The sequence below is a fragment of the Thomasclavelia spiroformis DSM 1552 genome, assembly GCF_025149465.1.
Classification (GTDB): domain Bacteria; phylum Bacillota_I; class Bacilli_A; order Erysipelotrichales; family Coprobacillaceae; genus Thomasclavelia; species Thomasclavelia spiroformis.
Window position 1 is genome coordinate 2,254,393 of sequence record NZ_CP102275.1, and the last position, 22,841, is coordinate 2,277,233.

22 protein-coding genes and 1 rRNA gene are annotated in these 22,841 nt (G+C 28.1%); 7 read left to right on the forward strand and 16 right to left on the reverse strand.

Annotation, left to right across the window (positions count from 1 at the left end):
• Window positions 1–120 precede the first annotated feature (120 nt).
• The gene (locus NQ543_RS10760) at window positions 121–1,443 is read left to right on the forward strand and encodes a class II D-tagatose-bisphosphate aldolase, non-catalytic subunit (protein ID WP_004609372.1); all 1,323 of its coding nucleotides are present in this window, start codon (window positions 121–123) and stop codon (window positions 1,441–1,443) included.
• 115 nt (window positions 1,444–1,558) lie between these two features.
• On the opposite strand, the gene NQ543_RS10765 is transcribed toward NQ543_RS10760, so the two are convergent.
• Entirely contained in the window at window positions 1,559–2,101 is a 543-nt protein-coding gene (locus NQ543_RS10765) for a hypothetical protein (protein WP_004609371.1), read from the reverse strand.
• Window positions 2,088–3,239 carry an N-acetylglucosamine-6-phosphate deacetylase gene (nagA, locus tag NQ543_RS10770; RefSeq protein ID WP_004609370.1) on the reverse strand — a complete coding sequence of 384 codons (1,152 nt, stop codon included), beginning with the start codon at window positions 3,237–3,239 and terminating at the stop codon, window positions 2,088–2,090. Before nagA ends, NQ543_RS10765 begins: the two co-directional genes overlap by 14 nt.
• Before the next feature lie 237 nt (window positions 3,240–3,476).
• Here nagA and NQ543_RS10775 point away from each other — a divergent pair, with 237 nt between their 5' ends.
• The 3 genes from NQ543_RS10775 to yajC are packed head-to-tail and all read left to right on the forward strand — an operon-like array spanning window position 3,477 to window position 5,392.
• Complete coding sequence (locus NQ543_RS10775) at window positions 3,477–4,664, forward strand: SIS domain-containing protein (RefSeq protein WP_004609369.1); 1,188 nt, start codon at window positions 3,477–3,479, stop codon at window positions 4,662–4,664.
• 5 nt (window positions 4,665–4,669) lie between these two features.
• A complete protein-coding gene (gene agaF, locus NQ543_RS10780) occupies window positions 4,670–5,104 on the forward strand; it encodes a PTS galactosamine/N-acetylgalactosamine transporter subunit IIA (RefSeq protein ID WP_004609368.1) in 435 nt (144 codons plus the stop codon).
• A gap of 3 nt (window positions 5,105–5,107) precedes the next feature.
• The gene (gene yajC, locus NQ543_RS10785) at window positions 5,108–5,392 is read left to right on the forward strand and encodes a preprotein translocase subunit YajC (RefSeq protein ID WP_004609367.1); all 285 of its coding nucleotides are present in this window, start codon (window positions 5,108–5,110) and stop codon (window positions 5,390–5,392) included.
• Between the two features lie 179 nt (window positions 5,393–5,571).
• Here yajC and NQ543_RS10790 read toward each other — a convergent pair whose 3' ends face one another.
• The 5 genes from NQ543_RS10790 to agaV form a co-directional block, all read right to left on the reverse strand.
• Entirely contained in the window at window positions 5,572–6,225 is a 654-nt protein-coding gene (locus NQ543_RS10790) for an HAD family hydrolase (RefSeq protein WP_004609366.1), read from the reverse strand.
• Window position 6,226: 1 nt separating this feature from the next.
• The gene (locus NQ543_RS10795) at window positions 6,227–6,898 is read right to left on the reverse strand and encodes a hypothetical protein (RefSeq protein WP_004609365.1); all 672 of its coding nucleotides are present in this window, start codon (window positions 6,896–6,898) and stop codon (window positions 6,227–6,229) included.
• A gap of 87 nt (window positions 6,899–6,985) precedes the next feature.
• Window positions 6,986–7,900, reverse strand: a complete 915-nt coding sequence (locus NQ543_RS10800) for a PTS system mannose/fructose/sorbose family transporter subunit IID (RefSeq protein ID WP_004609364.1) — start codon at window positions 7,898–7,900, stop codon at window positions 6,986–6,988.
• Window positions 7,890–8,711 carry a PTS mannose/fructose/sorbose/N-acetylgalactosamine transporter subunit IIC gene (locus NQ543_RS10805; RefSeq protein WP_004609363.1) on the reverse strand — a complete coding sequence of 274 codons (822 nt, stop codon included), beginning with the start codon at window positions 8,709–8,711 and terminating at the stop codon, window positions 7,890–7,892. The genes NQ543_RS10800 and NQ543_RS10805 overlap by 11 nt, the downstream gene beginning before the upstream one ends.
• 42 nt (window positions 8,712–8,753) lie before the next feature.
• On the reverse strand, window positions 8,754–9,230 hold the full coding sequence (agaV, locus tag NQ543_RS10810; protein ID WP_004609362.1) for a PTS N-acetylgalactosamine transporter subunit IIB: 477 nt from the start codon (window positions 9,228–9,230) through the stop codon (window positions 8,754–8,756).
• Between the two features lie 701 nt (window positions 9,231–9,931).
• On the opposite strand from agaV, the gene NQ543_RS10815 reads away from it, so the two are divergent.
• Complete coding sequence (locus NQ543_RS10815; RefSeq protein ID WP_004609361.1) at window positions 9,932–10,411, forward strand: QueT transporter family protein; 480 nt, start codon at window positions 9,932–9,934, stop codon at window positions 10,409–10,411.
• Between the two features lie 145 nt (window positions 10,412–10,556).
• Here NQ543_RS10815 and carB read toward each other — a convergent pair whose 3' ends face one another.
• Window positions 10,557–13,775 carry a carbamoyl-phosphate synthase large subunit gene (gene carB / locus NQ543_RS10820; RefSeq protein WP_004609360.1) on the reverse strand — a complete coding sequence of 1,073 codons (3,219 nt, stop codon included), beginning with the start codon at window positions 13,773–13,775 and terminating at the stop codon, window positions 10,557–10,559.
• A gap of 273 nt (window positions 13,776–14,048) precedes the next feature.
• On the opposite strand from carB, the gene NQ543_RS10825 reads away from it, so the two are divergent.
• Both NQ543_RS10825 and NQ543_RS10830 read left to right on the forward strand, forming a co-directional pair.
• Window positions 14,049–14,516: a DUF1003 domain-containing protein gene (locus NQ543_RS10825; RefSeq protein ID WP_004609359.1), complete on the forward strand. Its 468-nt coding sequence runs from the start codon at window positions 14,049–14,051 to the stop codon at window positions 14,514–14,516.
• A gap of 45 nt (window positions 14,517–14,561) precedes the next feature.
• Window positions 14,562–15,410 carry a glycoside hydrolase family 25 protein gene (locus NQ543_RS10830; protein WP_244942724.1) on the forward strand — a complete coding sequence of 283 codons (849 nt, stop codon included), beginning with the start codon at window positions 14,562–14,564 and terminating at the stop codon, window positions 15,408–15,410.
• Between the two features lie 48 nt (window positions 15,411–15,458).
• Here the strand turns inward: NQ543_RS10830 and ilvA are convergent, their stop codons facing one another.
• From ilvA to rrf, 8 genes are all read right to left on the reverse strand, one after another.
• Window positions 15,459–16,661: a threonine ammonia-lyase gene (gene ilvA / locus NQ543_RS10835; RefSeq protein ID WP_004609357.1), complete on the reverse strand. Its 1,203-nt coding sequence runs from the start codon at window positions 16,659–16,661 to the stop codon at window positions 15,459–15,461.
• A 78-nt stretch (window positions 16,662–16,739) separates the two neighbouring features.
• Entirely contained in the window at window positions 16,740–16,919 is a 180-nt protein-coding gene (locus NQ543_RS10840) for a DUF4250 domain-containing protein (RefSeq protein WP_004609356.1), read from the reverse strand.
• On the reverse strand, window positions 16,919–17,737 hold the full coding sequence (locus NQ543_RS10845; protein ID WP_004609355.1) for a Cof-type HAD-IIB family hydrolase: 819 nt from the start codon (window positions 17,735–17,737) through the stop codon (window positions 16,919–16,921). Before NQ543_RS10845 ends, NQ543_RS10840 begins: the two co-directional genes overlap by 1 nt.
• A gap of 135 nt (window positions 17,738–17,872) precedes the next feature.
• Window positions 17,873–18,454, reverse strand: coding sequence for a rhomboid family intramembrane serine protease (locus NQ543_RS10850; RefSeq protein WP_004609354.1), 582 nt, complete (start codon window positions 18,452–18,454; stop codon window positions 17,873–17,875).
• A gap of 8 nt (window positions 18,455–18,462) precedes the next feature.
• Window positions 18,463–19,254, reverse strand: a complete 792-nt coding sequence (locus NQ543_RS10855) for an immunoglobulin-like domain-containing protein (RefSeq protein WP_004609353.1) — start codon at window positions 19,252–19,254, stop codon at window positions 18,463–18,465.
• 168 nt (window positions 19,255–19,422) lie between these two features.
• A complete protein-coding gene (gene gltX, locus NQ543_RS10860) occupies window positions 19,423–20,862 on the reverse strand; it encodes a glutamate--tRNA ligase (RefSeq protein WP_004609352.1) in 1,440 nt (479 codons plus the stop codon).
• A 1-nt stretch (window position 20,863) separates the two neighbouring features.
• On the reverse strand, window positions 20,864–21,346 hold the full coding sequence (gene ispF, locus NQ543_RS10865; RefSeq protein WP_004609351.1) for a 2-C-methyl-D-erythritol 2,4-cyclodiphosphate synthase: 483 nt from the start codon (window positions 21,344–21,346) through the stop codon (window positions 20,864–20,866).
• 1,354 nt (window positions 21,347–22,700) lie between these two features.
• A 5S ribosomal RNA gene (rrf, locus tag NQ543_RS10870) occupies window positions 22,701–22,809 on the reverse strand.
• Window positions 22,810–22,841: the final 32 nt, after the last annotated feature.

Here is a 22,841-nt window from a genome sequence, read left to right on the forward strand (position 1 = left end):
TATTTTGTTCAATATTTATATTATTTAAAATATATGTAAAAAGTGCAAATTAATTCTTAACAATTCTAAATACTATTTTATATATAATTGCTATGATATCCTCGAAAGGAGATTAGAAACATGAATAATAATCCATTAAAAAAACTCGTAACTCTTCAAAAAGAAGGTAAAGCAGTAGGTATTTATTCAGCATGTAGTGCTAATAAATATGTAATTGAGGCAACATTAAAACGTGGTAAACAAGATAATTCTTGTGTTTTAATTGAAAGTACTGCAAATCAATGTGATCAAAATGGTGGTTATACAGGTATGACACCATTAGATTTTAAAAACTTTGTATTAGAAATTGCTGATAAAGTTGGTTTTGACAAAAATAAGTTATTTTTAGGGGGAGATCACTTAGGACCTCTTACTTGGACTCATCTTAATGAAAAAGAAGCAATGGAAAATGCAACAGAATTAATTAAACATTATGTAGGAGCTGGTTTTACAAAAATTCATATTGATACAAGTATGAAAGTAAACGATGATGATCCAGATACTCGTTTAAGCGATGAAACTATCGCTAAACGTGGTGCTTATTTAGCAAAAGTTGCGCAAGATACTTATGCTGAATTATTAAAAAAAGATCCAGAAGCAATTGCTCCAATTTATATTGTTGGTAGTGAAGTACCAATTCCTGGAGGAGCTGTTGGTAGTGAGGATAATGGTGTTGAAGTAACTAAAGTTGAAGATTTTAAGGCAACTGTTGCAACATTTGAAAAAGCATTTTTAGATAATGATTTAAAAGATGCTTGGGGTAATGTTATTGCTGTTGTAGTACAACCTGGTGTAGAAGAAAAAGATTCTGGATGTACTGAATATGATCGTGAAAAAGCTAAAGAATTAATGGCTTCTATTAAAGAATATCCTAATTTAATCTTTGAAGGTCACTCTACTGATTATCAAACAAAAATTAAATTAAAAGAATTAGTAGAAGATGGTGTTGGTATTTTAAAAGTAGGTCCAGGCTTAACTTTCGCAATGCGTGAAGCTTTATTTGCATTAGCTCATATCGAAGAAGAATTATTATATGGTAGAGATGTTAAAACTAGTAATCTAATTGAAACATTAGATAAAGCAATGTTAAATGATGATAAATATTGGAAAAAACATTATCAAGGAACTGATTTAGAAATTCGTTTAAAACGTAAATATTCTTTCTCAGATAGATGCCGTTATTACATGCCATTACCAGAAGTAAATGATGCAATTAATACATTAATTGATAATTTAAATACATATGGTATACCTTTAAATCTTTTAAGTCAATTTATGCCTATTCAATATACAAAGGTACGTGAAGGTAAACTTGATAATAATCCAGAAGCATTAATTATTGATCGTATCATTAATACTATTGATGAATATTTGTATGCAACAAATCAAAGTGAATTGTATTAATTTATAATAGTGAAATAAAAAGTTATAACAAACTAATTGTTATAACTTTTTATTATAAAAAAACTGATATATCAACATGTAAATATATCAGTTCTATATTTGTTTTAACTAAATATTATTTCATTTTTATACATGCAATAACATTTACAATTACACAATACATTGCCATAATACTTAAAAGTATACTAACTAATAAAATAGCAATATCTGCTTTCATAGTTATAGCGTTTAAAATAACCAAAATAGCAAATGCTAAGTATAAAATTATTCTTAGGATTGCTTTTTTAATATCTTTAGATTCGATAATTGATTTCAACATCGTTTGTCGTTTTTCACGATTAAACTTAGTTGTCTGTCTTAAACTACGTAAAAATTTAAATCTGAATAATATTTCTGCCAATAAATAAATAGCAATACCAGTAATTACTACTTCTTTCCAACTTGGAAAATACTCAGAAAATAAGATCATTATCATTAAAATTAATACAAAACGATTTTTATATACAAAGAATTTTCCTTCAACTTTTTTATCAATAATATATCCACACTTACTAATTGGATCATAATAAACAGTTTGTCCTTGGCGATCTAAATAAATATTTCTTCCTGAAATATTATTACTCTTTTTATCTACTTTCTTTTGTTTATTTTGTGCCATCAATCATTTCTTTTCCTTTACAATATGTTTGAATTACTTCGTAATCTCTATCTAAAACAACTAAATCTCCATCATATCCAACACCGATTGCACCTTTATGATCATCAACTTTTAAACATCTTGCTGGATTAATTGTACATGAATTAATTGCTGTATTTACTGGAACCAAAGCCTCTTCAATTAAAATTTTCAAACCTTGATTTAATTTTAATGTAGAACCAGCTAAACCACCTGTACTAGTTAAATGTGCACTTCCATCAGGATAAATTTCAATTTCATTTCCACCAAAAATAAATTTAGAGCCAACTGGTGATCCCTTTGCCATTAATGCATCAGATACCATAATACTATAGTTTGGTCCTTTAGAAGTGAAATAATTGTTTAGCGCTGCTAATGTAGAGTGATTTCCATCACAAATAATTTCACCATACATATTTCTGATTCTATATGCACCACCTACTAATCCGTTAGCACGATGATTAAATGCAGTCATTCCATTATAAACATGTGTCATTGAACGTGCTCCATAAGCATATGCCCTAACTGCTTGTTCATAAGTAGCAGCTGAATGTCCAATACTTACAACTACTCCATTTTCCGCACAATATCTAGTAAGTGCAAAATCTTCATCTGTTTCAGTAGCCATAGTAATATATTTAATTAAACCATTAGCTGCTTTTTGATATTTTTTGAATTGTTCAATTGTAGGTTTAACAATATGTTGTTCTGGTTGCGCTCCTTTATATACCATATCAAGATATGGACCTTCAAAGTGAATACCTAGTACTTCTGCACCTTCATATCCTTTTTCTACAACTTTAGCAACATTTGCTACTGCATTAGTTAATACTTCCTCACTTTGAGTAATTGTTGTAGGAAGTAATGCAGTAACCCCTTCATTAACAATATTTCTAAGCCAATATCTTAAACCATCTTCTTTAGCATCATTTGTATCAAAACCATAAGCTCCGTGACAATGAATATCAATAAATCCTGGTAATACTCTATTATCACCATAATCTTTATCTACTTCTTTTTCATCATAATCATAAATTCCAACAATTTTACCATCAACAATTTCAATTTGTCCTGCAACAAATTGATCTGCTAACCAAATTTTTTTACTTTGAATAATCATTCTATTTGCCTCCTGTTTAATTTTTGAAGTTATATCTTCAATTTCTTTTTCTTACCATACACATTATATCATGTTATTGCAAACATTATGTATAATTTTTAATATAAATGGTAGACATTTTAATATTTATAATTTTCAACAAACTAATTATCACTTTTAGTTAAGGTATTGTTTATTTAAATTTGCTTGTTATAATGTGACTGTAATAATATAAAAAGAAGAAAAAGGAGAAGAAAGATGACAAAAACTATTTTTGATATTAATGAAGCTCAAATGAGTGAAACAAAGAGTACATATACTCTAACTGAAATTTATCAACAACCTGTTACATGGAAAAAAACTTGTCAACAAATTGCTGAATTAAAAGATGAATTAAAAGCATTTATTAATCAAGTAACTGCCCAAGATGATTACGATATCATTTTAACTGGAGCTGGAACAAGTGAATTTGTAGGAAATACATTATTTTCTTATTTAAACAAAAAATTAAATTATAAAGTAAAATCATACGGAACAACTGATTTAGTTGCAACACCTGAAAATTATTTATCAAGAACTAAACCAACATTATTAATTAGTTTTGGTAGATCAGGTAATTCTCCAGAATCTATCGGTGCTATTGATGTTGCTGAAGAAGTTTGTGACAATTTATATCATTTATTTGTAACATGCAATAAAGATGGTGCTTTATCAAAAAGAGCAAACAACAATGATCATTGTTTTGCAATCAATTTAACAGATGAAACTCATGACCAATCATTTGCAATGACTTCAAGTTTTTCTAATATGTATTTGGCAACATATTTATGCTTTAACTTAGATAACCTTGATGAAGCTATTAGTGATGTAGAAAAAATTATTGCTGCTGGACAAAATTTCTTAGACAATCAATATAGTATTGCTAAAGAAATTGTTGATAGCTATGATTTCAAACGTATTGTATATTTAGGAAGCAATGCGTTGAAAGGAATTTCTCAAGAATCAGCATTAAAAATGTTAGAATTAACAGCTGGTGAAGTTGTAACAATGTATGATACTCCTTTAGGATTTAGACATGGACCTAAATCAATTGTTGATGACGATACATTAACAGTAATTTATATCAGCGATAATGCATATTCTCGTCAATATGAAGTTGATCTAATCAAAGAAATGAGCGGTCAAAGAAAAGGTAATAAAATCGTTGCTGTAATGAATGGAAAATGTGATGAAATTAAAGAATTAGTTGATTATGTTGTAGAATTTGACATTGACGGAAAATTTGATAATATATTACTTGGTTTTGATTACATCATCTTAGCTCAAACTGTTGCTGTATTAAAATCATTAGCAATGGGTAAAACACCTGATAACCCTTGTCCAACTGGAGAAGTAAATCGTGTTGTAAAAGGTGTAACATTATACCCATATAGTAAAGGAGAATAGAAAATATGTTAGGATTAATTGTAACTGGACATGGAAACTTTGCAAGTGGCTTACAATCTTCATTAAGATTGATTGCTGGGGACAAAGAAAATATGTGCTTTGTTGATTTTGAAGAAAAAGATAGCGTTGAAGATTTAACAGCTAAATTATCTACAGCTATCGATTCTTTATCAAATGCAGATGGAATTTTATTCTTATGTGACTTAACTGGCGGTTCACCATTTAAGACTTCTGTAGAATTGTCTGTAAAAGATGATAAACCAATGGAAGTTATTGGTGGTGCAAATTTACCAATGATTATTGAATTATCAATGGCAAAAGATTTTATTGACTCATTGGAAACATTAACAAATATGGGACTTTCTACTGGTAAAGACAGCATTGTTAAATTCACTTTTACTGCTCATAAAGAAGAAGCAGAAGATGAGGATGGAATTTAAAAAATGAATTGGGAAGTCATTTTATGGACTTGTATCACTGTAGGTGTTTTACTTGCTGCAACTGGAATTATAATTATGATAATTTCAGCTCGCAACATGAAAAAACGTCGTCAAGAAGTAAGTGATGTTCATACTGCATTAAAAGTTGGAAGTAAAATACTTTTTGCAGGTGGTTTATATGGTCGTGTTATGAAAATAAATAACGATGAGACAATTGATGTAGAAATTAGTAAAGGTGTTATAGTAAAAGCATCTAGATATAGTATACAAAACATTGAAAAGAAATAATTAAAAAGTCTCGTAAAATCTCATAAATTAAATATCTAAAATTTATTTAAGTTTAAATTTTATTTCACTATAATTATTATCTTTATTTTTAATATTATCATGAATTCTTAAATAATCTCAAAAAACTATTAAAAAGAGGGTATAACGTCCAAATTTCTTAGGCGTTATACCCTTTCTCTTTACAAATACTTTTCACATTCAAATTCAGTAAAATCATTAATACAACAATCAGCTCCATAGCTAATTAAATCATTAAAATTATTTCCTATCCCAACTACCATTCCTGCACTAACTTCTTTAGCAAAACCTATTCCAGATTTACTATCTTCAAAAATAATACACTCATTGATATCAACATCAATTAATTTTGCAGCTTTATTAAACATACTTATTTTATTATTATGACTTCCATCATCATAAACAATTTTATTAAGATCAAACCACCTATTTAAATTAAAGGTCTTTACAAAAAAATCAATATTTTCTTTTATTGAAGCACTTGCAATTGTAAAAGGAATATTATGCTCTTTTAAATAATTAAATAGCTCGATTGCACCATTTACTAAATGTAGTTTATCTGGATTTTCTAAACAAATATCTCTATATATTGCTTCTTTACGCTTAGAATAGCTAATAATATCTTCGTCACTAATGTTTTTATTAATACAGTGTAAAATATCTCGATTATTTTTTCCATGCATCTTAACTCGCAAATCATCGTCTAAATCACTACCTGTTAACTCTTTAACCATTCTTTGCCATGCAGTATTATGAAATGGCGTATCATAAAACAAGGTTCCATTAAAATCAAAAATTACTCCTTTAAATTTCATTTTATTCCTCCACCATTATTATATTTCTTTCTAATTCAGCAATTTTCTTTTTTGCTAAGGCAACATATTTTTCATTTGGACTAAAACATACAATGCAATCTCTAAAATATGTAAACGCATGTTTTAAATCACCAATGCGTTCATATTGAATTGCAATCATGTATAAAATAACACCTAAAGAAAAACCATAAAACTTTTTAGAATCAATTTGGTTATCCATTTCTTCTATTAAATCATTACGTTTATTAATCATAACTTCATAAGCTTGTTGATTATATTTTATGAAATTTTCATCAGAATATTTTTTTAACTCATTTAAAATTAAATCTGTGTATTTTTTATTCTCTTTCAAAATAAAGGTATGATAATATAATAATAAAAATGATTTCTTATCCTCAGGATTTTTATATTCAGTACTGATAATATGTTCAAGCATTTCGTCAAATTTATCAACATTTTTATCTAAATAATATGCTTTTGCTTTATATAGATCACAAGTATAATCTCCTAAAAATCTTCTTGCAAGCGACATATCACTTAATGTTACAGTAAGCGCATAATCTTTTTTATTAATTGACTTATCTAAATTATTAAGCAAAAATTTCTTTATTATTTGAAAGATAAAAAAGCCAATAAATAACATAAAAATAATTGCCATAGTAATTGAATTCATCTTATTAAATCACTCCTTATAAAAACAAAGGGCTACGATCCAATAAGAACCATAACCCCTTAATTTGTTATTTAAAACATCAGATTTTTATTCTGCTGTTTCAGTAGGATATTCATACCATTCAACAAGTGGAGTATATCCTCCAGGAATAGTATTACCTTCAGCATCCATAGCTTTAGAATCACCAGTAAAGATACCGAATGCACATCCAACAATACCAACAACAAGAATTAATAAGATACATTTAACTGGAGTCCATCCTTTTTTAATTAAAGCATAAAGACCTAATGTAATTAATAATGGTAATAATTTTGGTAAAATACCATCTAATAATCCTTGAATATTGATTGCAGGATCTCCTACATATAAACGTAAAGTTGTATTACCATAGTTAGCAATTAAACCACCAACAACGAAAATACCTAATATACTTGCTGCACGAGTAAATTCTTTTGCATTAGAAGTAAGCATAGTAACTGCTTTTGTTCCTAATCCATAAGACCAGTGCATTAACCACCAACGAATTACAAATTGGAATACGTTGAAAATTAATAAGAATAAAATTGCTCCAATGAATGAACCATCCATTGCAATATTAGCAGTTAACCCTGCAGTGATTGGTACTAAAGTTAACCAGAATAATGCATCACCGATACCACCTAATGGACCAGCTGCAGAAATACGTACTGAACGAATTGTGCTTGTATCAGCTTTATTTTGTTCAAGTGATAGTACAATCCCCATAACAAATGTTACTAAGAATGGGTGAGTATTTAAGAAGTCTAAGTTATGAGCCATTGACGCCTTTAAATCTTCTTTATTTGTATGAATTTTTTGAAGACCAGGTAACATTCCCCATAACCAACCACATGCTTGCATTCTTTCATAGTTGAATGATGCTTGTAAGAAACATGACATCCAAACCATTTTGTTTAGAGTCTTTTTATCCAACGTAGGAGCTGGTGTTAAATCTTGATATTTTTCAGGGATATTATATGCCATCAGACTCACCTCCTGTATTTGTACCTACATTTGATTTAATTTTTGTATGAATTAAGAAATCGTAAATAGCGATTGCTGCACCAACAAAAGCACATAATAACAATGTTGCACCAGAAGTTGATGGATTTGCACTACAAATTACTGACATAGCGAAACCTGCAAGTAAGAATCCCCACATTTCTCCTGACATCATAACTTTCATCAAGATAGCGAATCCTACGAATTTCATAGCTCCACCAGCTGCATCTAATCCAGCCATTACCCATGAATAATCATAAGAGAATTCTTTTAAAACATCTCCTAAAGCAGTTCCACCATATAAACCAGCAACTGCTAAAATACCGAATAATGTACCTAAAATAGCCATTTCAAGTAAGTTAATGTTACGAATACCTTTTACATCAGCATTAGCTGCACATTCATCAGCTTTAGCCATAAATCCTGATGCAATTGTAAATGTTAAAGTTACAGCATATTGTCCAAATACTGCAAATGGAATAGCTAACCCCATTGCTGCACCTACACCGTCAGCAGTTGCTTCCATATTTAAAGAAACTGCGAAAACTGTTGCCATAATTCCACCTAAGATAGCATTTGGTGGTTGAGCACCACCGATTGGCATACTACCAATTTGAATTAATTGGTATGCCCCACCAACTACAACACCTAATTGGAAATCACCTAGGATTGCTCCAATGATAGGACAAGTCACAATTGGTTGATACAATGATTCCAAGAAACTGAATTGGTCAATACCCATAATAAATGCAACGATAAAAACCAATAACGCTTGGATAATGTTTACATCCATGTTTTTTCTCCTTTCACTTATCTGTTTAAACAGATCCCTTTCCTATTTAAATAATTTGTCGATGCTTTCTGCAGGTGTGTCTGGAACACGTTTAATTTCCAATTCCACTCCTAAATCCATCAACTTTTTAAAGGCTGCTACATCTTCATCATTTACCGCAACAGATGTAGCTACTTGACGTTTACCTTCAGCCATGTGCATATTACCAATATTTACTTTTTTGATTGGTACTCCACCTTCAACTAATTTTAAAACGTCATGAGGGTTATCACAAATGATAAAAATCATTTGGCGATCAGCTGCCTTATGAATCGTATTGATTGTTTTTTCAATTGTCCAATAGCGTGTTTGAGCATAACTTGGTGCTGCCATGTCCATTAACCCTTGTCTAAAAGTGTCAGTTGCAACTTTATCGTTGGCAACTAATAATAAATTTGCACCAACAACCCCAGACCATTGAGTGGCTACTTGACCATGAATCAAACGTTCATCGATTCTTGTTAGAACTATATTAGGCATATAAATTCCTCCCTTCACTTGACCTAATTGTAAGCCCTTTAATCTTACACCATTTATTTTAGCAATATATAACCTTATAGTCTTTATACTTTTTATTCATGTTTTTATCATTTTAAGCAATTAAATTTGTTTAAAATCTTAAAATCATGTAATAATCGTATTTTTAATAAATTCTATTTGTAAAAAACTAGTTTATATATTGCTAATCATAGTAATAATAATTATTGAGCATACCTCACCAACAATTTAATTATAATCTTTTTTTGAATAATGTATAATAAAATTTGCATTTTTTTTAAAAAACTACTATTTTTAGCATATTAGTAATTTTAATTTACTGATATGCTAATTAGTTCACCGGCTAAATCGTAATTACATAACATTTATATTATGTTATATTTCTTTTATTCCATATTTTCTAAATATTAATATTACTTTATATAGTATTAATCGACCAAATATAATAATATATCTATTTTTTGCTAAAAAGTACAAATTTTGTTAATTTATACAAAATAATTATTTACAAATATTTTACTGTTCATATTAAATTTATAATTAGATAATATAATATTCCGTTAAATAAAATCTGATTATATTAATTTTAGGCTAGTCATCTAAAATGAAATCATATATAATAATCATGTTTTCAATGAGGTGACATATAAGTGAAAATAATATGAAGAAAGGAACTATAATTGATGAAAAAAAATATTTCAGCAAGAATGATTGTTATTAATGCTATGGTCGCGGGAATATATGCCATACTTACATTAGCAATCTCACCTATTGCATATTCACAAATTCAATTTAGGTTATCTGAAATTATTGTTTTCTTAGCCTTCTACAATAAAAATTACATACCTGGATTAACTATCGGATGTGTTATTGCTAATATGTTTTCACCATTTGGAATGTTAGACATTATATTTGGAACAATTAGTACAATACTTGTATGTTTGGCTATGTATAAAGTAAATAATAAATATTTAGCAGCATTTATTGGCGCAATAATTACAGGCATAATAATAGGTGGAGAATTATGGTATACTTACCAAATACCTTATCTAATTAATGCATTGTATGTTGCTACCGGTGAGTTATTTGTATTAATAATTGGTTCTTTAATATTTAATATATTAGAACATAATGAACGGTTTATCAATTTATTTATGAAATAATAAAAGCAGATAGAAATTCTATCTGCTTTTATTTCAAAAATATCTTAACCTCTACTCTATATCATAGATAAAAATAAAAAGGAAGAATTAAAATTGTTGATAATTTCAAAATTTTAATTCTTCCATTATTTTACTTACTTATATATTATTTAATTCCAGCATGATATTCTTGTAAAGATTTAACTTCATGACTACCATGAATTTTCATTTCCATAATACCTTCTAATGAAGCTTTTGCAGCTGCAATATTAGTCATATATGGTATTTTCATTTTAATTGCTGATTTACGAATATAACTATCATCATGAACACTTTGTTTACCATTTGGAGTATTAATAATTAATGCTAATTCTCCATTTGTAAGAGCATCTGTTATATTTGGTCTTCCTTCATGAATTTTTTTAATTTTTTCAACTGGTACACCATTTTCTTTAATTAATTCATATGTTTTACCAGTTGCAACAATTGTAAATCCAGCATCATAATATCCTTGTGCTAATTCAACAACTTCAGGTTTATCTAAATCGCTAACGCTAATTAATACTTTACCTTCTGTTGGCAAAATAGTTTTCGCACCTTCTTCAGCTTTATATAAAGCTGCACCATATGAACTAGCAAGTCCTAAAACTTCTCCTGTTGAACGCATTTCAGGTCCTAAAATTGGATCTACTTCTGGGAACATATTAAATGGGAATACAGCTTGTTTAACTCCAATATGTGGTATTTTCTTTTCTTTTAAATTTGGCACTGGTGAAGGACGTCCAGTTAATTCTTTAGTAATAATATCAGTAGCAATCTTAACCATATTAATATTACATACTTTAGATACTAAAGGAACTGTTCTAGATGCTCTTGGATTAGCTTCTAATACATATACTTTATTATCTGCAATTGCATATTGCATGTTCATTAAACCACGAACATTCATTTCTTTTGCAATTTTTTTAGTATATTCTTTAATTGTTTCCAAATGACGAATAGAAATATGTTTAGATGGTAAGATACATGCTGAATCTCCAGAATGAATGCCCGCTAATTCGATATGTTCCATAACTGCAGGAACAAATACATTCTCACCATCACTAATAGCATCAGCTTCACATTCCATAGCATTATTTAAGAAACGGTCAATTAAAATCGGACGATCAGGTGTTACCCCTACTGCTGCTTTCATATATTGTTTAAGACTTTCATCATCATAAACAACTTCCATTCCACGTCCACCTAATACATATGAAGGTCTTACCATTAATGGATACCCTATTCTTTTAGCAATATTTAATGCTTCTTCTACATCAACTGCCATTCCTGATTCAGGCATAGGAATTTCTAATTTTTCCATCATTTCATTGAATAAATCACGATCTTCTGCCATATCAATTGTCTCAGGTGTTGTACCTAAGATATTAACTCCATTTTCTTTTAATTGAGCCGCTAAATTTAATGGTGTTTGTCCACCAAATTGAGCAATTACACCTACTGGTTTTTCTTTTTCATGAATACTTAAAACATCTTCTAAAGTTAATGGTTCAAAATATAATTTATCAGAAGTATCATAATCAGTAGAAACAGTTTCTGGATTACAATTTACAATAATTGTTTCAAATCCTAATTTCTTTAATGCTAATGCTGCATGTACACAGCAATAATCAAATTCAATCCCTTGACCAATTCTATTTGGTCCACCGCCTAAAATCATAATTTTCTTTTTATCATGATGGATATCACTATTATCTTGTGCATTATAAGTAGAATAATAATATGAATTATTTTCTGTACCACTTACATGAACTGGTTCCCAAGCTTGATTAATTCCATTATTCAATCTTTCTTCCCTAATTGTCTTTTCTTCAACACCTAAAATTTGACTTAAATATTTATCAGAAAATCCATTTTGTTTAGCTTGTTTTAATATATCTACTGGTAATTCTTTACCTTTATATGATTTAATATTTTCTTCTTCTTCAACTAATTCTTTCATTTGTTCGATGAAATAATGTTTAATTTGTGTTAACTCATAAATTTCGTCAACAGTAGCACCTTTTCTCAATGCTTCGTACATAATAAATTGTCTTTCGCTAGTAGGAGTTGCTAACATATGTAATAATTCTTCTTTTGATAATTCATTAAAGTTTTTAGCATATCCTAATCCGTAACGCCCAATTTCTAATGAGCGAATAGCTTTTTGAAAAGCCTCTTTATATGTTTTACCGATACTCATAACTTCTCCAACAGCTTTCATTTGAGTACCAAGTTTATCTTCTGCTCCTTTAAACTTTTCAAAAGCCCAACGAGCAAACTTAATTACTACATAATCACCATCTGGTACATATTTATCTAGAGTTCCATATTTACCGCAAGGAATATCTTCCATTGTTAAACCTGCTGCCAACATTGCCGATACTAACGCAATTGGAAAACCTGTTGCTTTTGAGGCTAATGCTGATGAACGAGAAGTTCTAGGATTAATTTCAATAACAACGATACGATCACTTACTGGATCATGAGCAAACTGAACATTAGTTCCACCAATAACACCAATAGACTCAACAATTCTAAATGCTTGATCTTTTAAACGATCTTGTACTTCTTGGCTAATTGTCAACATCGGCGCACTACAAAATGAATCACCTGTGTGAACACCTAATGGATCGATATTTTCAATAAAGCAAACTGTAATCATATTGTTATTAGCATCACGAACAACTTCAACTTCTAACTCTTCCCAACCTAAAATTGATTCTTCAATCAAACATTGATTAACTAAACTAGCTTGTAATCCACGAGAAACAATTGTTTTTAATTCTTCAACATTATAAACAAGTCCTCCTCCGGCACCTCCCATAGTATAAGCAGGGCGTACAACTACTGGATATCCTAATTTATCTGCAATTGCTAAAGCTTCTTCAACAGTTTCAGCAACTTCACTTCTAGCCATTTCAATCCCTAATTCATTCATTGCTTTCTTGAACTCTAAACGATCTTCACCACGTTCAATCGCATCAACATGCACACCTAATACTTCTACATTATATTTATCTAAAATTCCTGCTTGATTTAATTCAGAACATAAATTTAATGCAGATTGACCTCCTAAATTTGGTAAAAGTGCATCTGGTCTTTCTTTTTCAATAATTTGTGTTAATCTTTTTAGATTTAATGGTTCAATATAAGTAACATCAGCAGTTTCAGGGTCAGTCATGATAGTTGCTGGATTAGAATTAACCAATACAATTTCATACCCTAAATTCTTTAAAGCTTTACATGCTTGAGTTCCTGAATAATCAAACTCACAAGCTTGACCAATAACAATTGGTCCAGAACCAATTACTAATACCTTATTAATATCTTCTCTTTTTGGCATAATATCCCTCCATTTATATTTCTTAAAAAAAACATATCAATTATGATATGTTACAAAAAATAGAACTATAAAAGAAATAAAAACGATTAAAAAAATTATTGATATTTTTTTCAATAATAATACTTTTTAACATCATTATCTCTCCTTTCGTTCATTTATCTATAGTATTATACATAATTAGACTATTTAATTCAATAGTTTTATTTGTAATTAAAAAATAAATGTAAAGATTAAAAAAATTCTCATTGGATAAACTAAAATTAAGGTGATCCAATGAAAAATTTAACAAATAGTAACATAGTCAAAGAAATTATTGAAAACGTTAAAGATGATATGCAAAATGAAGAAATCATTCATCTTGTTCTTGAAAAACAAATTTCACATTATGACCACCAAAATATTACTCGAGGACAAAAAATTGCTGATAATATTGCTAAATTTGGTGGCAGTTGGTATTTCATTATAACCTTTGTCATTTTATTAATTAGTTGGATGATTTATAATCAATTTTCTAAAAATAGTTTAGACCCCTATCCTTTTATACTATTAAATTTGATCCTTTCTTGTTTATCTGCTCTTCAAGCGCCTATTATTATGATGTCACAAAATCGCCAAGAACAAATTGATCGACAAAGAAATGAAAATGACTATAAAGTAAATCTAAAAACAGAAATTATTATTCAAGACCTTCATAATAAATTAGATATAATATTAGAAGAATTAGAAAAAATAAATAATTAATTGTAAAATTATGCTAAAATGATAAAAAAGAAAGGAAGATTTTATATGAAATACAAATTTTTCTATTTTTTATCATTAAGCATCATAATATTTTCTTGTTCGCTTTATTATAAACAATATTTACCTAACTATTTGAATCACAGTATTGTAATGTTATTAGTTATCATGTTTTTTTATTTATTTATTTTTTTAAATAAACATAAACGAAAATTGACCAAAATAATTTCGTTAGTATTATCAATTTGCTTATTTTTCTTTTCTTTTGCAATTTTCAGTCACAATGATAAATTATCTACAGATGGTAAATATATTGGAATTGATATATCCAAATGGAACAAAGAAGTAAATTTACAATTAGCTAGCCAAGAAATAGACTATGTAATTATTCGCTGTGGTTATACTTCTTTAAGTGACGGTAAAAAAACTAAAGAAGATCCATATTTTAAACAAAATTTAAAACAATGTGAAGAATTATCTATTCCTTATGGAATTTATTACTATTCACTTGCTAGGGATGAAAACCAAGCAAAAAAGGAAGCTAATTTTGTAACTAATCTATTAAATAATAAAATTCCCCCTCTAGGTGTATTTCTTGATTTAGAAGATGAGAAATTTCAGGGTGATTTAACAAATAATGAATTAACTACAGTAGCTACAACTTTTTTAGAAAATATTCCTAATCAAAATAAAAAAGGTATTTATGCAAATCATCATTGGTGGTCTACTAAACTTACAGATCCACAATTAGATAAATACATAAAATGGAAAGCTCGTTATAATGATAAACCAACATTAGAAGAAGAATATGCTATTTTACAATATAGTCAAACCGGTAGTATTAAAGGAATTATTGGCAATGTCGATTTAAATATTGTTGCTAATAAATATTGGTAGTATATTTAGTATAAAACCACTGTATCGTTTTGATGCAGTGGTTTTATATTAGTTAATTTTTATAATATTATATCCTAATTTAGCAAATTCATCAATAATTGTTTGAATATGTGAATTTCCATTTGTTTCCACAGTAACTCTTAATTCTACTTCTGAAAAACGAGCAAAGTTTTTAAATTGATTATGATCAACAGCAATAACATTAGCATTACACTGATTTAATACTTTTGATACTAATTCCAATTGTCCAGGCTTATCTGGTAATTGTACTGAAAAAGTAAATATTCTTCCTCTAGAAATTAACCCCTTATTAATCATAGAAGAAATCGTTAACACATCAATATTTCCGCCACTAACTAGAGAAACAACCTTTTTATTTTTTTCATATAATTTCTTTAATCCAGCTAAAGATAAAATACCTGAGCCTTCAGCTACTAATTTATGTTTTTCAACTAATAAAAGAAAAGCATCCATTAATTCATAGTCATTAACTGTAATAATTCCATCAACATATTTTTTAATATATTCAAAAGTTTTACTACCAATAGTTTTAACAGCCGTTCCATCAGCAATCGTATTAGCTTCTGCTAAAGTAACCACCTGATCTTCATGAATTGCTGCAAGTGCACTAGCTGCTCCCTCTGGTTCAACACCATAGATTTTTACATTTGGATTAATTTGTTTTGCTGCACAAGCAATTCCTGCAATTAAACCACCGCCACCAATTGGTACTAATATTACATCAGTATCAGGTAACTCTTCTAAAATTTCTAATGCAATAGTTCCTTGTCCTTCAATAATATCTTCATCATCAAAGGGATGAATAAATGTATATCCCTCTTTTTTTTGAAGTTCTACAGCTTTTGCGTATGCTTCATCATAAACTTCTCCATGTAAAACAACTTTAGCTCCATGAGCTTTTGTTGCTTCTACCTTTATTAGCGGTGTATGTGCAGGCATACAAATAGTTGCTTTAACTCCTAATTTTTTAGCCGCATAAGCTACCCCCTGAGCATGATTTCCTGCTGAAGAAGCAATCAAACCTTTCATTTTAGCATCATCATCTAATTTAATAATTTTATTATATGCCCCACGAATTTTAAAAGCTCCTGTTTTTTGTAAGTTTTCTGGTTTTATATAAACATCATTCCCACATTCATTTGAAAATGCCTCACTGTGAATTAATCTTGTTTCATCAATTACCTCATCAACTCTTTTTTTTGCAGCTTTAAAATCTTCTAATTTTAACATTTTATAATACCCCCTTAATAAAAAACATTATAGCATTTATAATAAAAAAATAAAATAAGACAAATTAATTGATCTGTCCTATTTTGCTTTTATTTGATTATTATTTTCATCAAAAAAATATCCATTTCTATCTAAACGTGTCATAAACTCATTTAAATTTATATCATTTATCTCTAACAAATGCTCTAAAGACATATCATCATCGCGCAATTTAGTGTTTAAAAAACTAACTAACATATTAATATCATTTGGTAACACTATATCTCACCCTTTTCACTTAATATTTTTAAACATTCATATATACCTTCTTCATCATTAGATAAAGTAACATAATCAGCATATTTTTTTACATCATCAACCGAATTTGCCATTGCTACTCCTAAACCAGCAAATTTAATCATTGTTAAATCATTATAACCATCACCAAAACAAATTACTTCATCTTGTTTAATTCCAAGATGTTCAATTAATCTTTGCAAAGAAGCAGCTTTATCAATATTTTTTCCCATTACTTCAATAAAGAATGGTGTTGATCGATAAATACTTAAAGTATCTTCAAACGGAACTTTAAAATCATCCAATATACTTTCAACATAATCAGGTTTTCCTGTTAATAATACTTTATTTACAGAAAAATTAACTGTCTTTTTAAAATCATCTATGTGCTTAATTGGCATATGGTTTATATCACTTTCAATAAGTACATATTCATCATAATCATCTTCTGTAAGAATTAATTCATCAGTATAAGTCATTGCTGCTAAATTAAATTCTTTAGCACGATCATAAACATTATGAGCAATACTTGCATCATATACATTTTGATAAATAATTTTCTTATTTTGATAATTGATTACTTTAGCGCCATTAAATGATAATAAATATCCTCCAAGTTTATCTAACTTTAATTCATTTGCCTCATTATACATACCTGCAGTTGGCCTTCCAGATGCTAAAACAATTACAATTCCTTTCTTAGCCAATTCTTGAAGTATAGTTTTAGTTTTAAGCAAAATTTGCTTTTTACTACTTTTTAAAGTTCCATCTAAATCTAATGCAATTAATTTATAAGTCATATTTCTACCTCTCAATCAACAACAAGTTTATTAAAAGATAGTTATTTTGTCAAATATATTTAACATATTTATTCTACCCAACTATTAATTAAAAAAACATTCAAATAAAAATAAATTATATACCATTTTTATAAATTAATTGAATAAATTTTTACATATAATCAGCATTGTCATTGCTAAAAATCCACCAATTAAACCACCCAAATGGCCAAATTTAGAAATACGATTATTTAATAAAGTAAAAGCCAGGTTAATAACTATAATATACATATATGACTGTAATATTGTATAAAAGCCACCGCCAACAAAAAAACCTAAAGCTATCATTGCTCCTAAATATCCATAGAAAATACCACTTGCCCCTAAAGTTATCGTATTATACGCACTTATAAATTTTTTACTTTGATAATAGCATGCTCCACTAGAAGCAAGACAGCTAATTAGAACTAAATATATATATTGCCATGTTCCTAAAAGTGGTTCAAAAAATTTTCCACCTAAATAATAAATACAATAAATATTCATAAAAATATGAATTAAATCAACATGTACAAAATTAGCCGTTAAAAAACGCCAATATTCTTTTTTTACCTCTATTCTTGGCATATAAAAAGCCCCATATTTAATAGCTAAAGAAATTTTATCATCACTTTTATCTACAAAATTTATAATTATAAATATAATTATTGAAATGATTATAATCAAATTTGTTACCATATAACACCTTACCCTCTAGATTTAATAACTTTTACTCTTCTAGTCCTTTGTAACGTATGACCTTTGTCATTAGTTATAGAATATATGACTTCATATTCACCAACCTCATCAGTATTAACATTATTCTTTAAAATTTTAATATCCTTTGTAATGTTATTACCACTACCATCAGTTGCTTCAACTCCTTCTAAAGCATCAAAATCACTACCTTTTAAAATTTCAATATTATCAATTCCGGTCAAAGTAGGATTATTTCCATTTTGGCCAGCAACAATTTTTACCCTTAGTGTCGCAGACTGATTACCAAATTTATCTTCAACAATAATATTTTCTACATATGATCCTTTTGTATCAAATATTTTATATGCTTCTTTATCATCATCCTCACCTTTAAAGTAAGCTTTATATTCTGAGTTATCTTCAACTTCTTCAATTAGATCAATCGCATAAATTTTTGTATTTAATTTCACATTAAATGTAACCGCCTTTAATGTAGCAACAGGTTTAGTAGTATCAACAATTTTTATATAGAATGGATATTCTACACCTAAGTATACTGCAGAAACCTTATATTTACCTACTTCATTTTTTAATTGTGAAAAATTTAATACAACTTGCGACAAAATTGTTTCATTAGCATTTATATAATCTTGTGGTGCAGTAGATATTTCACTTCCATATTCGTATATAAAAGTATCCCGTTTGATTGTCAAAGGTGTGATATTAAATGAACAAACAATCAAAACTGTATTAATTAAAGTAAAAAACACTAGTACAATTGCAATTATTCGATTTTTCATATCATCACCTCCCTATGATCAATTATAACATTTATATAACCAAAATGCTTCTATTATGCTAATCAATGCTTACGAACTATATTATGCCTATTGACTATAAAAATCAATCACATTTAAATAAAAACATTAATTTTTATTATTTATTTTACTATTACAAAAAAGAACAGCTTAAAACTGTTCTAGTCTTGACAATACTTTTTCTTTACCTAATAAGCAGATTGAACTTGCTAAATCAGGCCCATGCATAATACCTGTAGTTGCAATTCGTAAAGGCATATATAACATTTTACCTTTAACTTTAGCCTCTTTTTGTGTTGCTTTTATACAAGCTTGTATATTTTCTTTACTAAAATCACTTAACCCTAATAACTGCTCCTTAAACACCTTTAATGTATTAGGAATACTTTCATCTTTCATAAATTCCTTAGCTTCATCATCTAAGTTCAACTCATCATTAAAAAACAAATCAACTAATTTAACAATTTCTTTACCATAAGATAATTGATCATGATAAGTTGCAACCAACATATTAATCCATTCATCATTTTTATCAGATAAATCATAAGCTTCTTTTAAATACGGTAAACATAAAGCTACAATATCTTCTAATGATCTTTCTTTAATATATCGATTATTTACCCATGTTAATTTATCTTTATCAAACATAGATGGTGACTTTGATAATCTCTTTTCACTAAATTCCTTAATTAGTTCTTCTTTAGTAAAAATTTCTTGTTCCCCTTCAGGAGACCACCCTAATAATGCCATAAAGTTAAACATTGCATCTGGTAAATATCCCTCTTCTTTATATTGAGAAACAAATTGCATAATACTTTCATCACGTTTTGATAATTTTTTTCTTTGTTCATTAACGATCAATGTCATATGTCCATATGTTGGTGCAGTCCATCCAAACATATCATAAATCATTAATTGTTTCGGTGTATTACTTAAATGTTCTTCACCTCTAAATACATGTGTAATATCCATTGTATGATCATCTATAACAACTGCATAATTATAAGTTGGTATACCATTTGCTTTAACTAAAACCCAATCACCTATATCATCAGATTCAAATGAAACATGTCCACGAATCATATCATCGAATTCATAAGTCTTTCCAGTAGGAACTTTAATCCTAATAGTATATGGAATACCAGCAGCTTCTTTTTTAGCTACTTCTTCTGGTGATAAATCTCGACATTTGCGGTTATACATCGGTGCAATTCCAGCATTTACTTGGCGATCATGTTCAGCTTCTAATTCTTCAGGTGTACAAAAACATTTATATGCTAATCCACGATCTAGTAATTCTTGCGTATATTTACGATAAATATCTAATCGCTCCATTTGTCGATATGGTGCGTATTCATCTTTAGGATTTAATGGTGACTCATCAGGAACAATTCCAAGCCATGCTAAATTATCTAATTGGTTAGCTTCACCACCTTCAATATTTCTTTCTATATCAGTATCTTCTAATCTAAAAATAAAATCACCATCATAATGTTTTGCAAATAAATAATTAAATAATGCTGTTCTAGCTCCACCTATATGTAAATGACCAGTAGGACTAGGAGCATATCTTACTCTTACTTTTTTCATTTTAAATTCCTTTCTTTTTCAACATAACTACACATTGAGATACGGCTCCCTCTTCATTACCGATAAAACCAAGTTTTTCTCCACGTGTTGCTTTAATATTAATATTAGCAATATCACATTTTAAAACTTCACTAATATTTTCTTTCATTTTCTGGATATATGGTGCCATTTTAGGTTTTTCAATCAAAATAATTGCATCAAGATTACTTATTTCATATCCTCGTTCATCCATAATTTCATATGTCTTTTCTAACAATACTAATGAACTAATTCCTCGATATCGTTCATCCGTATCACTAAAATGCTTGCCTATATCACCCAAACCTAAAGCTCCAATAATACTTTCAATAATTGAATGACATAAAACATCAGCATCACTATGGCCAAGTAATCCTAACTCATGATTTATTTCTACACCACCTAAAATTAACTTTCTTCCAGAGACTAACTGGTGAATATCAATCGATTGTCCAATTCGATACATCCTATCACCCCTTCACGCCATATTTTAGCACAATCATAATCTATATTCTAGATAATTTTAGAAGTAACTATCACAATTATATGTAAGATAAATTATTAAACTCTTTATCTGATTTTTCATTAATAAATTTAACATATTATATTATTATAAATATTGTGTTTTTTATCAATCAAATATCTCATTTTTATCTAATTTATAATACAACACAAAAAATATTTAAACTAATTCTACGATATATCAATACTATTTTTAATAAAATATATCATTTATATACACAGTAATTAAATATAAAAATTTTCATTATATAATATAATTACTCTTTAGACAACAAACAACTATTGTAAAAAAATAAAAGAAGGCGTGGGGAACACCTTCTTAAATGTATAGGTCATTCTTGGGGAAGAAGGGGGTGACCTATACTCTATTATATTATCTTGTCTTGACGACATGTGTTATAATATACAAGAAATGTGAACACTTTATGAACTTTTAGAAAAAAATGTACAAAAAAAGAAACAATTGCTTGTTTCTTTTTTTGTGTGTATAGATGATTATATGGGAGAGGGGTCATCTATACACATTAGTATTATGTCTTTTCCACTATACAACTATAATACGGTTATTATTGTACTTGATTTCAATTTATTTGTCAATTAATTACAAAATATTTTATATAATTTTCTGATTAAATATAATAATTTACTGAATATTCATGGTTCTATTAACAATATTACACCGCATTATTATCTTATTATTAACTAAAAATTATAATAAAAAAGATCAATAAATTCTAAAATATAATAGATTATATTCATAATAATTATACTAAATACTTTCTACTATCACTTATACTCTTAATTAAAGTTTTGCTTATATTAAAACGTATTAAGATACTAATTTTGTATTTCTATACAATTACCAAAAGCATATGCATTGTCATTAATTACAACATTAATCAATTAGTTAAATGACATATCTATCAAAATTAAAATAAATTACTACCTGTAAAGATAATAATATTATGACTATTCATTTAAATATTTCTTAACTTTTTAAATGAACTTTTCATCAATATAAATATAACATTATGCTATATTTATACCGTAAGATTTATCATAAAAAATTAATGACTTTGATAGCATAAATATTTTTATTTAAACTTATTATTAAAACAAGATTCTTTATATAACTAAGATAAAAATATTATTAAATAAAAAAATTTACTATAAAAATAAATACTATATACAAGAAAATACAAAAGTATGTATTCATGTATAAGAAGAAGAAACAAAAAAAGATACCGGAGAAGGTACCGGTATATGATGAAGAATATATGATCCCAAAATAAAAAAAGAACCGGCAGCTTGCTATTGTCGCACCGCAGTACTATCGTCGCCGTTATGATGCTTAACTTCTGTGTTCGGTATGGGTACAGGTGTGTCCATCATGCTATCGCTACCAGATCTTCTCTTTTAAGCAATTCCTTTCGAGAATC